At 58.9% G+C, this 13262-nt stretch carries 8 protein-coding genes, 1 pseudogene and 1 other annotated feature; of the genes and pseudogenes, 5 read left to right on the top strand and 4 right to left on the bottom strand.

Going from position 1 to position 13262, the window contains the following annotated elements:
* The first annotated feature begins 7 nt into the window (after positions 1–7).
* From ACEN8U_RS28425 to ACEN8U_RS28415, 3 genes are all read left to right on the top strand, one after another.
* Entirely contained in the window at positions 8–1030 is a 1023-nt protein-coding gene (locus ACEN8U_RS28425; protein ID WP_413658168.1) for an MraY family glycosyltransferase, read from the top strand.
* 11 nt (positions 1031–1041) lie between these two features.
* Positions 1042–2925, top strand: coding sequence for a polysaccharide biosynthesis protein (locus tag ACEN8U_RS28420; RefSeq protein ID WP_413658166.1), 1884 nt, complete (start codon positions 1042–1044; stop codon positions 2923–2925).
* A gap of 170 nt (positions 2926–3095) precedes the next feature.
* The gene (locus ACEN8U_RS28415; RefSeq protein WP_413658164.1) at positions 3096–3464 is read left to right on the top strand and encodes an IS1096 element passenger TnpR family protein; all 369 of its coding nucleotides are present in this window, start codon (positions 3096–3098) and stop codon (positions 3462–3464) included.
* 1105 nt (positions 3465–4569) lie between these two features.
* Here ACEN8U_RS28415 and ACEN8U_RS28410 read toward each other — a convergent pair.
* The gene (locus ACEN8U_RS28410; RefSeq protein WP_413658163.1) at positions 4570–5586 is read right to left on the bottom strand and encodes a PRTRC system protein D; all 1017 of its coding nucleotides are present in this window, start codon (positions 5584–5586) and stop codon (positions 4570–4572) included.
* A gap of 1613 nt (positions 5587–7199) precedes the next feature.
* Here ACEN8U_RS28410 and ACEN8U_RS28405 point away from each other — a divergent pair.
* Entirely contained in the window at positions 7200–8120 is a 921-nt protein-coding gene (locus ACEN8U_RS28405) for a hypothetical protein (protein ID WP_413658161.1), read from the top strand.
* A gap of 31 nt (positions 8121–8151) precedes the next feature.
* On the opposite strand, the pseudogene ACEN8U_RS28400 reads toward ACEN8U_RS28405, so the two are convergent.
* Positions 8152–9386: pseudogene (locus ACEN8U_RS28400) on the bottom strand (IS3 family transposase).
* Positions 8989–9105: a sequence feature (AL1L pseudoknot), on the bottom strand. It overlaps the preceding pseudogene by 117 nt.
* Before the next feature lie 513 nt (positions 9387–9899).
* Between ACEN8U_RS28400 and ACEN8U_RS28395 the strand changes: the two are divergent.
* Positions 9900–10562 carry a nuclease-related domain-containing protein gene (locus ACEN8U_RS28395; RefSeq protein WP_413658159.1) on the top strand — a complete coding sequence of 221 codons (663 nt, stop codon included), beginning with the start codon at positions 9900–9902 and terminating at the stop codon, positions 10560–10562.
* A gap of 700 nt (positions 10563–11262) precedes the next feature.
* Here the strand turns inward: ACEN8U_RS28395 and ACEN8U_RS28390 are convergent.
* Together ACEN8U_RS28390 and ACEN8U_RS28385 are read right to left on the bottom strand one after the other, a co-directional pair.
* The gene (locus tag ACEN8U_RS28390; RefSeq protein ID WP_413658157.1) at positions 11263–11631 is read right to left on the bottom strand and encodes a hypothetical protein; all 369 of its coding nucleotides are present in this window, start codon (positions 11629–11631) and stop codon (positions 11263–11265) included.
* A gap of 9 nt (positions 11632–11640) precedes the next feature.
* The gene (locus ACEN8U_RS28385) at positions 11641–12738 is read right to left on the bottom strand and encodes an integrase domain-containing protein (protein WP_310105684.1); all 1098 of its coding nucleotides are present in this window, start codon (positions 12736–12738) and stop codon (positions 11641–11643) included.
* Positions 12739–13262: the final 524 nt, after the last annotated feature.

The raw sequence follows: 13262 nt of genomic DNA, 5'->3' as shown, positions 1-13262 counted from the left end.
ACTTCCGATGTCATTTGCCTCGCTTTCCGCCCATCCCGCCTTATCGCAAGTCCTGTGCGGCGCCGTCGCATTCTGCGGCTGCGCGGCTATCTTGTTGTTTCTCCTGAAAACCGGCCTGGCGTGGCGTCTCGCCACCGATATTCCCAACGACCGCTCGCTACATACGCGCCCCACGCCGCGCGTCGGCGGCTGGGGCGTGGTGCCCGTCGCTGTCGTGCTAATCTGGCTCGCCGCGCCGGCGCTCTGGCTGCCCGCATTAGCGGCGGCGCTCCTTGCGGCGCTGTCGCAGATCGACGACCGGCGCGGCTTGCCAGCGCGCGTGCGCTTCGGCGGCCACGCCGCAGCGGTCGCGGCGCTTATCATCGTTTATCCGGCTGACGTCTCGTGGTGGGCGCTGGCGGCGATGGCGGTTTTACTAGTCTGGCTCGTCAATTTGTACAATTTTATGGACGGCTCGGACGGCCTCGCCGGAGGAATGGCGATGTTCGGCTTCGGCGGCTATGCCATCGCGGCGTCGCTTTCCGGTCACCCGGACTCGTCGCTCGGGATCGCCTCCATCGTCGTCGCGGGTGCGGCGGCCGGCTTTCTGCTCTTCAATTTCCATCCAGCGCGCATCTTTCTCGGCGACGCAGGCTCGATCCCGCTCGGGTTTCTGGCCGGCGCATTCGGTTATTGGGGCTGGCGTGAGGGCGTGTGGCCGGTGTGGTTCCCGGCGGTGAGCTTCTCCCCGTTCATAGGCGATGCGTCGGCGACGCTCGCGAAACGCCTTGTGCGCGGCGAAAAATTTTGGCAAGCCCATCGCGAACACTACTATCAAAGACTGGTGCAGTCAGGCTTTGGGCATGCCTCGACGGCGCGCATTTGGTATTTGTTCATGGTCGCGGGCATAATGCTTGCTTTGTGGGCACTGGATTTTTCGGTGCCAAATCAGTGGCTGGTGGTCGTCACGTGGGCAGTCGTGCTCGTCGTCGCCGGGCTTTTTATTGATCGACGCTGGCGACGCCATGTGTCCCGTTCCGGGCAATCCTGAGGTTCTGCGCAATGAAGAGATTCAAAGCCCGATGGCTTTCGTTCAGTGCGTTTGCGTTCGACCTGTGCGCGGTGGCGCTTGCCTGGATGCTTGCGTACGTGATCCGGTTCAACGGCCCGGTGCCGGGCCCGTTCTGGTCGAGCGGTTTGCATGCCCTCATATGGGTGCTGCTGATTTACGCGGTGATGTTCCGCAGCTACGGGCTGTATCGCGGCATGTGGGTGTTTGCGAGCTTGCCGGACCTCGTACGGATCGCCAAAGCGATCGGTGTCGGCGCGCTTGTTGTCATGATCGCCTCCGCGCTGTTGCAGCCGGCGCCCATTGTGCCGCGCTCCGTATTGATCGTATCGCCGATGCTGCTGTTCCTCGCCATGGGCGGCTCGCGCGCCATCTATCGGGCGGCCAAGGAGTTCTACCGTTATGGCGGGCTGGTCGGTCAGGGCAAGCCGGTGCTCGTGTTGGGGGCGGGCAATGCCGGCGCGAACCTCGTGCGCGAATTGAAGCGCTCCGGCGAATGGCGCCTCGCGGGTCTGCTCGACGACGACCCGGTCAAGCAGGGTCGCGAAATCTACGGCTATCGGGTGCTCGGCTCGATCAGTGATCTGCAGAAAATTACTGCCGATCTGAAAGTAGAGCATGTGATCATCGCTGTGCCGTCCGCTTCTGTGGAGGCACACCGGCGCATTGCCACGCTATGCGTGCGAGCCGGCGTCCGCGCGATGACGCTGCCGGCCCTTACGCCGCTGACGCAAGGCCAGGCCTTCCTCTCCCGCGTCCGCCAGATCGACCTCGAAGACCTATTGGGCCGCGACCCGGTCATGATCGACACCGACCACGTCGAAGCGCTCCTCAAAAACCGCGTCGTCATGGTCACCGGCGCGGGCGGCTCGATAGGCTCCGAATTGTGCCGGCAGATCCTGCGCTTCGGCCCGGTTCAACTGGTGGCGTTCGACATCTCGGAGTTTTCCATCTACCGGCTCAACGAAGAGCTCGCGGACCGCTACCCTGAAGTGTCGGTCGTGCCGATCATCGGCGACGTGAAAGACTCGTTGCTGCTCGATCAGGTGATGTCGCGCTACACCCCGCATATCGTCTTTCACGCCGCCGCCTACAAGCACGTGCCGCTCATGGAAGAGGTGAACGCCTGGCAGGCCGTGCGCAACAACGTGCTCGGCACCTATCGCGTGGCGCGCGCGGCGATCCGTCACGACGTCGCGCACTTTGTGCTGATTTCGACCGACAAGGCCGTCAACCCCACCAACGTGATGGGCGCGAGCAAGCGTCTCGCGGAAATGGTGTGCTCGTCGCTGCAGCAGCAGGGCACGCGGCGCACGCAGTTCGAGACCGTGCGCTTCGGCAATGTGCTCGGCAGCGCAGGCAGCGTGATCCCGAAATTCCAGGAGCAGATCGCGCGCGGCGGTCCCGTCACGGTCACGCATCCGGAAATCACGCGTTTCTTCATGACGATTCCCGAAGCGTCGCAGCTCGTGCTGCAAGCGTCGAGCATGGGGCACGGCGGCGAAATCTTCATTCTCGACATGGGTAAGCCGGTGCGCATCGCCGACCTGGCACACGATCTGATTCGGCTGTATGGCTTCACTGAAGAACAGATCCGCGTCGTCTACACGGGCCTGCGCCCCGGCGAAAAACTCTACGAAGAACTGCTTGCCGACGACGAAACCACCACACGCACGCCGCATCCGAAGCTACGTATCGCGAAGGCGCGCGAAGTGCCCGACAGCCTGATCGACAACCTGCTGCCGTGGCTGATGCAGCATCGCGTGCCGACCGACGACGAGGTCCGCCGCGATCTGCGCCGCTGGGTCGCCGAATATCAGCCGGCCACCTCGACTGCACTGCGCAGCGTACCTGCGGTGGCTAGCCGAGCCTCGTGAGAGCCAAACTGCTCGGGGAGAGGCTGCCGCTCGGTGTGAGACATCGACGGTGATTGCATAGCGCGCGCCCGCCCATCAAACTTTTTGCGATGGGCGCTGCCGACAACGACGAAGTGCTCTACCTGCCCTCTGGATATGCCCGAAATGCAGGATGATCGTGTACGGCGCGGTTGCGCTGGATTGCGTATCCGCGACATCGGTTCGTCGATCAATATGGCGTTGGCGATAACTGGCATTATGACTTGCACCTGCAAGAGGTCATGCAAACGGACCAAGAGCCATACGGCGAAGCGTGGATCGGTGCCGGAGAGCACGCGTGTCCACCCCAGGACGTCGGCGGTACTACGGATGTGAAGAGATGCTGCGCGCTCGGAGCGTGCAGCCAGAGTCCGACGGACGGAGGCATTATTAATCGTAGTGGGGCGATGTTTTCGATGCCCAACTGTTTGGCCGACGGCCAATTCGACGCTGCTGCCCATGGCGTGAACAGCTGCGCCCATAAGTGGCCAGCTTTAAGCCTTACTCTGCGATACGTCTAAGACCCAGTATGGTTCAACTAGCGCCTTCGGTTCTGCGAGGGTGCGATTCCTGTTGTCCGCAGTAGCCTGTCGGCGTCCACATCCTATGTGCCGCGAGCGGCTCGCCACGTCTTTCCGATGCATCTCTAACCGCTTAGCCAATCGAGGGCTCCCGCTGGTCTTCGCGGGATTCCAGCATACCCGGATCCGCGCACTCCTCGCCACATTCGCACTTTGATACTGCCTTGACTTTTCAATGACGTCGGCAAGATGGAATCACCATAGCCCACCACATTGAAACATGGACCTTCTGGCGAAGCGTTATTCCAGATTCAAAGAAAACCAAGGACTGCAGAGGAAGGATGCGTCGGCAACGCCTTGTCGAAAACTGCCCGCGATTCTCGCCGACTCAGAAATCGCTCATCTTGAAACTGTCGCGTCTTACTTGTTAAACATTGAATATTGGGAGCTGCCCGACTATCTTGGACCTAGATATTGGATTGCTCGCGCTGTGTCGATCGGGGAGCAGTTCGAGCTTGTTTTACCTCAACGGCGACGTCTAACCAGGTTGCTCGCGATGTTTACGAGCCTGGCGCAATCGGGTCGGCGCGTACCTGAAGAAAGACGTGCTCGATCTCTAAGACTGCGATGAAGCCGAGTTCTTGCTTTCGCATGAGTGTTGCCAAATACTCAAGTCTCTTTCTCCTTCGCTTCAACGTCCATCGTCAACTCGACATGTGTTATACCCAGGACGCGATGCGTCGCGCGCGCGGGGCAGCCATGGTCGCCTTTCCGGTGATCCGATCGTGGCAGGGGCCGTGACCCAATGCGGGTAACGCTGAAGGGATGGAACTCTGCCTCGCTGCGTCTCGACCACCTAGTGGGCAACCCAGGCGCGGTGAAGGAGGGCGCTGTCAAGTTAGCACCAGTTTTCACCACAGAAGACCATCGCGACATGATAAGCGTTCCTGAATAATACAATCGATGAAGCGACATGAGCGGATATCTTAATTGGCAATGCTGCACCGCTCGCGAAACAGGCGCGCGAATGACCCAACTCCTCTTTCTTGCGCCTTGAAGTAACCCGCTGCAGTCGTTAGTCCCAAAGCTGCGGCGTCTCGCGAGTTCATGCAGATGTAGGCACAAGCTTCCTTCCCGCGAGCTGGGCCTCGCCGAGCAGAAGGAAGCCCTTCGCATTTGCGTGTGAGGGCGCGTCCAGGATGTCGATGCGGACCCGGGGAAAGGCGGCACGAATCGCTGTCTCGTAGAGGCTTGCTCCGCCTCCTGTCAATACGATCGACTTCAACCTCGAAGGAGAGGGAGTGCGATCACGGATTATTTTGAACGCAGCGTTCACCACGGCTTGTGAGCTTTCAACCAACGGAGCGAGGTCGATGTCCTTACCGTAGTGCAGAAGTGGCTTCTTATCGCTAAGGCATCTGCCAATGCGTTCCATATTGTCTACAGGGCAGCGCTCCCGGTTCGCGATCAACGATCCAATGGTTCTATAGACCTGCCATGCACCGCCCCGGACGTGGCCTGAACACTGGGGGACTATCTTATGGTCACAATACAGCAGCCAGCTAGTCTCGGAGTAGCCTACATCGATGAGGAGATGGCCGCGCTCGGGGTCAAAGCGGCCATCGCCGGAATTGGCGAAGGTTCCGAGCGATCCGAGCAGCGGGGGAACGACATCTACGGAACCTACGTGGATCACGCCTTGGCCGAAATCGAGAGCGCCTGTAAATGCATCGCGAAGATATCGAAAGTATTCCCGGCTGAAGCGGGCCGGCAGGCCAAGCACCATGCATTCGATCTCTGTTACACCGGCGCGGTATAGTGCTCCGCCGAGCAGCGCGGTGTACATGGGCGTCAAACAGAAGCTGTCAAGTAACGTTCGCGTTAAGCTTGAACACGCTCGCAACGACTCTACTTCGGGGCCGACTGCATAATGAGAACCTTGGACCTCTATCAAAACAACGTTCAACCCGTCGGCTACGCGTTCTCTGGTTCGTGATAACTCAAGATGAGGTACCAGAGGCGCGAGCGACGGGAAGCTCGCGGTAGAAATGTCGGAGCCGGTGCGAAGCGCCACTTTGGTGCGGCCGTAACCGATGTCGACGCCAAATGCTGATACTTTCATTAACCCTGCCCTCTAAGGCGAACCCTGCTGATTTCGGAGGCTGAGGTGCATGATGCTTCCGGGCCGCATTCACCCACTACCGTTGCCTGCCGTTTCTCGAAGTCAACTGTCTGTGTTCAATCAACTGTATCTGGTCGATCAGCCTGCCGTGCAGGCAAATGGCGACATATTCGACGTAGCTTTCGATGAGAGCGGGCGTTTAGATGTGGGCGCCTTCCAGTTGTGTTCCTTCAATCAAGACTGGGCCAACGGTTCGAAATCGACGACGTTCCTTCGTTGTCGTCCGGCTGCGTACACTGCAAACCGGACGCTTGCGCGGGATGAATGCTTCGGGTGCCCGATGTCGGTAGCCTGCCGGTAAGCGTCCAAGACAGCTTCTGAGAAGAGGGGCCGGGCACTCCGGGCTATCTCCTCGACCGTGCCCAGTCGAGAGCCCTTTGGCGCATGCTGCGGTTTTGGCTGTCGGTCACTCAAATGTCGTGCTACCGGGAGCTGGCTAACGGTAGCGGCAGCCATGCGGCTGTTACCGCATCCTATTGATTTTATTTATTAACTCGGCCAATTTGCGAAATTTTTATTACTCGATCAACAGCACAGAACTCGCAAATGGGGAGCCGTGCACGCCCCGTCTTACACAGAAAGGATCGCGCTTCGCCGACGCACCGAACGCGACAGTAGAGCCCAACGATGGCGCTTCGCGCCGTGTGGACGCTCTTGCAGAGCACACGTTCCTGGTCCGTCCAACTTGGTGAGCCGACGCGATTGAACGGGCGCCGCAGAGCAGGCCTAAGTCTGCGCGCCAGCAAGAACGAGCCGTGGAGACTACCCCGCGTGACACCTTACGTGAGCCGACGCGCGGTCATGGCAGTTGACACCCCCACACATCAACACTTGACCAGACGCCGTCTTAATGTCCGACGAGTACAGGACGGCGTCGACTGGCGCACATGCTGGCGTCAACGGAAAATTGATCTCGAGCGAACCAGAAAAAGCATAGGTCTCCGGTTGCCAGCACTGGGCCCCCGGTTGTCAGGATCAGTTTTCCGTCGGCGCTGGCGCTTATGTGCTATCCGCGGCGTGCACCGTATTTGCGAGCCTTGCGCCGTTGATCAGTCAATCGAGGTTTCGCAAATCAGTCTGATTTATCAATTAAAACTGAACGATGCGGTGGTGACGCGCTGCCGATGCCACCGTGAGCCGGCTCATGGGGCGGCAGTACATTTATAAGACAGACGTCCCAAAACCGGCGCGGGCCGGGTCGAGCTGCCGTCGACTCGGCAAGACCGACAAGATGGACCGAAGCGCTCCGCTCTTTGTCGCACAACCTCGCGAAAGCACGAAAGAAGCATCGGCATTGGAATGACATCTGGGGGCCACAGGTATGCAATCCACGCATGCGTGCCCTTCTGCATCAAAACAGGCTCGGCATCCGGCGGCTACGCAGGTCATGCCTCCAATGCCATGTGACTGCACGATGTTTCGACAACTCGTCGTCTTTTTTTGAAAGAGGGTGTTTTTGATGCGCCATTCGGTCGCCACCTGAGCGGCAAGTCGCGTATCGTAACGTTTTGCCTGCAGATGACCGCAACACCGGATCAAGCGTGAGACGGCCCATGACTCCCGACGGACTGCTTCGACAAATCAAAAAGCGCAATTGCTTCGTTATTGCTCATTACTATAAAGACGGACTGACTAAAGGGAAATGGACTACGCAAAAGGGCGCACTTGACGCGCTTGGCGTTAGTCAGGCCGAACTTTCGCTGGCGCTTAAAGTGGCTGATCTGCCCACCGCGATAGTCAACTTGTTTGAGTCGGCCACTGGGGTAACGCCGTATTCCGTGCGGGTGATACGCGAGGTTATCGCGCGGGATGGTCTTCAGACCGTGCTTCAGCGAATCGGCGAACACGTTGCGGCTGGCAGAACTCTCCCAGCGCGAGCGGTGCTTGCGACGATAAACGGGCAAGGGGCTGCGTCCCGGCGCGCGCTGCGCTACTTGGGCAACCCTGAGAACAAGGTACTGAGTAAGACGCTGGACTCACCGAAAAACATCTCCGATCGATATCACCTGGGTGTGACCAGAGGGGAATGGACCACTTACAGTGGCTGCGCCCGCGCACTTGACATTTCACGAAAGAACATACGCGATGCGGTGTATATGATGGCGCTTCGGGGTAGCTTGCCCGTTAGTTTCGGTGAGGCCGAATTGACTTTTGCTGTTGGACGGAAACTACTCGCGCTAGACAAGGAGTTGGGCAGGCAAACGCTATTGCAACGTGTGAGAAATCTAAGCCCTGGAGGGAGCGAGGCAACGCCCGAAACTGTTCTTCGGGAGTTAAACGGCGTGAATGTTCTGACATCGGACCATTATCGCATTCGCATCAGGAAGGGTAGAGGAACCCGGCGACTCATCATCGAGTGCATTGATGCCGATGCTCTCTTGCCATACCGACGCGACATCGAGCGTGCGATCCGAAAGGTGGTGAAGAGAGTTACCGTTAGTCCGGAGGAGATCGAGGCGATACGCTCGATCTGAACCGCCCCGGGAATCGTGGAGGCTGGTTGGTTTAAGTTGATGCGAGTTCGGCGGCAGCTGTTTCAAGTTGCCGATAGTAGTTTGCCTCAGCTTCGGCGGGCGGGATATAGCCGAGGGGTTCCATCAACCGATGATGATTGAACCAGGCCACCCACTGCAGTGTTGCCAGTTCAACGGATTCCCGCGTTTTCCAGGTGCGGCGATGAATCAGTTCAGCGTTGTACAAGCCGTTGATCGTTTCAGCCAGGGCGTTGTCATAGCTGTCTCCCCGGCTGCCGACCGACGGTTCGATGCCCGCTTCGGCCAGCCGTTCGCTGTAGCGAATGCTGACGTATTGGGACCCTCTGTCGGAATGGTGTATCAAGGTTCCGTCGTCGCCCGGGCGCCGCGCGTAAAGCGCCTGTTCAAGTGCATCCAGAACGAAGTCCGTGGTCATCGAACTGCTGACTCGCCAGCCAACGATACGGCGAGCAAACACATCGATCACGAAAGCCACATACAGCCAGCCCTGCCACGTCGAAACGTAGGTGAAGTCAGAAACCCAGAGCTGGTTCGGCCGTGCCGCCTTGAACTGGCGATTGACCCGATCCAGCGGGCGCGGGGCTATGGCATCAGGAACAGTCGTGCGAACACGCTTGCCTCGCATCACGCCGCGCAAACTCAGTTGCTTCATCAAACGTTCGACCGTGCAGCGCGCCACCGCGATACGCTCCCGGTTCATCTGCTTTCAGACTTTATCCGCGCCGTAGACCTGCATGTTGGCCTGCCACACACGCTTGATCTCCGGCCGCAGACGTTCATCGCGGATTGCGCGAACAGAGCGCCGCGACGGATCACGAAGCTGCGCGGCATGGCGTCGGTAACCCGACGGGGCAATCCGCAAGACCTTGCAGATCGGCTCGACCCCGAAGGTGTCGCGATGCTGATCGATGAAGGCCTTCAGGACTTGAAACGGCGGTCGAGCTCCGCCTGGGCGAAAAACGCGCTCGCGACCTTGAGAATCTCGTTGGCACGACGCAACTCCTTGACTTCGCGCTCCAAGGCCTTGAGGCGCTCGCGCTCGTCTGTGGTCACGCCATCGCGCTCACCGTGGTCGACCTGGTCGCGCTTGACCCACTCATGCAGTGTCTGCGGTGTGCAGCCGATCATCGGCGCAATCGACTCGATCGCCGCCCACATCGACGGATGTTCGCCACGCTGCTCGCGCACCAGGCGCACCGCGCGCTCTCGGACTTCCGGGGAAAACTTGGTTACCTTCTTGTTCATGGCTCCATTCTCTCAAGAGTTGGAGCCTCCACAAAATCCGGGGCGGTTCAATCTCCAATGATCGCAAACTTTAAAGTGATATTCCACCAAAGATCTATTTGTAACAAAGGCAACTTCCATCTCAGCCCTTACCTCGCGTATCAGCGGACGACAGCAGCTGAAAACTGCAACACATAGCGAATCTATTCCGGCCAAGGGCGGCCCATGGTTTCATGCAATCCTCTGGTTGTACTAACGTTTGTGCCGCACCTTTCGCGCTTTATGCGCTAGCGGCCGCTGTCCGGGTGGTGGGCAATAAGGCCCGTGACCTGCGCACTGCAGTTGCTTCTTTCCCCTGAAGCGTTGCCTTGACTTCTGACTGAGGGTGGCAAGCTGGAGTTACCGGCCATCCTTCGGACCTGCGACGCTACATCACGCCAAACCGCTGGTGAATTGACGATTTTGCTCCCCAGCCATCAAGGTCGTGAGCGAACTGTGTCCGATAACCCTCTTCAGTCCACGAAAGGAGAACAAATGAAACAGGGCAAGACGCTATTTTCTGCTGCGGACAAAGATGCATATTGTGCTGCCGCATCCTCCCCTGAACTGGTGTCGGACTTCAGGCGACTCGCGGGCGATCGCGACGGCTGGATGGCGCATCGACGCCATTTGTCTCTTCCCTTGTCAAGAACCGTTGCAGCGTTCCTGCGGACAACGTCCGAACGCGCATTTGTGGTACGGCGCGGAGTCATGCTTGAGCACGCGCCTGGAACGCGCAATCCAGTGACGTGGGCAGATTGTCTTGCTGTGACTGAGTTTGGCGCGTTTGTCATTAATCGGTACGACTGGACGGGCACCGTAAAACGCTCTGTAAACGACGACGAACTCCTTTTACATGACGAGCCTGGTGCTGTTTCGGTCCAGACGTCCCCATTGCGCAGGGCAAAGCCCGCGGTGCGGCACTTGCGTGCGCTACTCGCCGAACATTGCTGCCCGGTCGAGTCCATTGCGTTTTTCGTCTCCTCACATTGCGCACTCGATCCCACCTTGCCGGAATCGATCCTGTGTCCGTCCGAACTGCACCATTTCATGCGCAGCCGCTTGAACCGCTTCCGCGCCAGCCATACGCAGTATCTCGATCCCGGTAGACTTGCCGCACATCTGCAACAGCGATGCGCGGATTGGGGCGAGAGCTGACAGGCAAAGATTGATTCGAAAGCCGTCGCGAAAAGGAGTGATAGACGGTTGTCCGATGCGGCGACGCACTTGCAGGCGTCGAAGCGGGAACCGGCAGGCCTGCATTAACCGGCGTCCACCGTGGCGAGTGCTTCAAGTGAAATGTCATCCGTTGTCTGGATCTCCTGGCCGCAATGTTTGCACGCGGTCATCGCCTTGAATAATTTTCGCCGGCAATGCCGCCGCAAATTGAAGACCGATTGCAGGCGTTGTTGTGCGTGCAAGGCAAGGTGACGGAGACATCCGAAGGGCAAGACGAAGCGCCGGAGTGATTTTCGCGCAAGCATTCGGCGTCGTAAAATAAAGGATAACTAAGGGAAATGATCGGCAGTCGCAGACATACTGCCCGTCGGCACGAGCGCATGCTGTGTCTCGCCGGTCATCTCCATCTCTTATCCGGCCTGGGTCGGATAACGTGAACGGCGTCAGGGCCAACGAGCGCTGCATCACCTTCAATGACGAACCCATCGGAAGCATAGCGACCGACTGGTTTTGGTGGAGGCAGCCCACCTTTACTGTCGCAGTGAGCACTGCTGGCAGAGCGCAGAGCTCTCCTGGAGCCGTTAATCCGCTCAGCGGCCGCCGCAGGCGTCAAGGTCTGGTTGCGACATTGCATGTGATACGTCAAGTCATCGGCCTCCCGAAGTCAATCGCGTAGCCGTCAAGTACCCAGCGCTTTCGCGAACCGATATTTACCGTTTGCGTCATTGGCAAGCCGTTCCCGTTTTATGCGCACGCTAAGGGTGGCCAGTTGGTTGTGCAGGAAACCGGATTCCAGCAAGACCATTCTGATGCAGGTTATTTCGAGGAGGAGTAGCTCAACATCAACGCATCGCTTTGAGCGCAGTTCGATAAAGCTTGCAAGCAACGCTATGTCCAGGTCGGGCAGCCGGACTGGGCCCGAAAAATAAGGATCGGTGAACTGCTCGAATTCGAGCCAGACCTCAACCATGATGGCGCGCATCGTCTCGTTACATCCGATCGTGTCGGCGCAACGCTTCACGTGTTGCAGAAGTTGCGAATCGGGCATAGTGGCCTCCTATGCTTTGAAAGGCTGGTTGTCCACCTGTGCATCGTCTGCCGATCCTGTGAGGTTTGGTGCCGCATGGGATTGACCGATCGGGTAGCCGCTTAGCTCGCCATGTCGACGTTTCGCCAGAAGGCGTGCCGTCGCCCGAGGTAGTTTGCTCGGTGGTCGGCGGCGGCCAGCTTCGATGTCGTAACGCGATATATGTCCCTCGAACCGCTCGCGGATCGGCTGGCAGTAGTGTCCAAGGATCATCTGGATGCGTGAGGGGCCGTGGCCAAGCGATTCGCTAAGTTCGACGAGAACCTCGTATGGGGCTATTCCTGCATCGAGCATTTCGAGTGCACTCTTGAGCGCATAGGTGTAGCGAAGCGAATGGAAGCTGGTTTGCCCCACCATAGCTGCGCGGCGCAGCAGTGCGGTGAGCCGGTTCATCGCGGATTTGAGCGTCCTTCCATGGCCTGTGATCAGTTCGAGATTGTGTTCGCGAGCGTAAGCGAGCGCGCAACGGACCGCTTCTATCGTCTGCGCGCGCTCACCCTCGATAATCCGCACCTGTCTGGGCCTTGCGTTTTTCGAGCCACGCATCAGGGGAAGCTTCGAATCGCCCCGCTCGAGCGCGTCCAGCCACATCGCGAGATCGGGTGCACACATCAGCGCTTCCTTGCGTCGAAGTCCGAGGTGCAGTGCGAGCGATATCATGTGCATGAGCCCCTGGTCTACCCTCTTCGACCTCTCGATCAACTGCGCAAGTTCCATCGGGTTCAAGGCCCGTTTAGCTCCTTTTCGCACTCTTCGAGCCAGTTGAAGTTGCCTGTTGTTGCATGTGTCGTCGATGTCCCGGCCGGCATGGCGCGATATCACGCGAACCGCCGAGAATATATTCGCGAGAGTGCCCGCGGTTTTGCCTTGCGCGACGCAGTATTGGGCGTACGCATGAATCACCCATGGCGGAATTTCGCCGATCGATGAGTGCAACTCCCCGACCTGTCGCGCAAAGCGCAGTAGGCCTGTTGCATTGAATCGCCTGTTCTGCTGGGTTGAAAAACTGCCGCGCGCTTTTTTGCTGCTCGCGGCGCAATCGTGTACGGCCTTTGACATCATGCTCATGAACTACCTCGCGATTGTCACCCGCATGTCAACTTATGTTCGCCCGCGGGGGGAGGCGAACACGGGCCCCGGTCACGATGAGCTCGTGACGCGTCCGGAATAGCTCGGATGTCGACAATGACGGCTGGCCCGGGGCGGGGGCAGCGCGTACTAAGGAGTTCAATTCGGATGGAGGGCCGGGTACTGCGTTGAGCTATGGGATCCGGTTACGGATGGGCCCTGGTGAAAACAGGTGTTGGGGGAAGGCGGCAGCCCGCACGAGAAAGTGGCATTCGTGCGGGAGCGGTGAGCGGCGGGTGCCTGACAAACACCCTGCCTGTACCCGTCAAGGGAACAGGGCCGCGATTGGAGCGCTTGCGGTCATCATCGGAAGATGAATGAATCACAAGGCTTATTTGACGGGCACCGTACTGGACATCGCAAAAGGGAGATGCTTCCTCGCCCCGCAAACGTTAGAGGCGTGGTGGCATGGTGAACACGGCCTGCACCTGCGGCGTGGGCGTCGGGGGATAAGCCCCCGGTGC

The organism is Paraburkholderia phenoliruptrix (assembly GCF_047325075.1).
Taxonomy (GTDB): Bacteria; Pseudomonadota; Gammaproteobacteria; order Burkholderiales; family Burkholderiaceae; genus Paraburkholderia; species Paraburkholderia phenoliruptrix.
The sequence above is the reverse complement of the archived record's forward strand: the minus strand, read 5'-3'. Positions and strand labels throughout refer to the sequence as shown.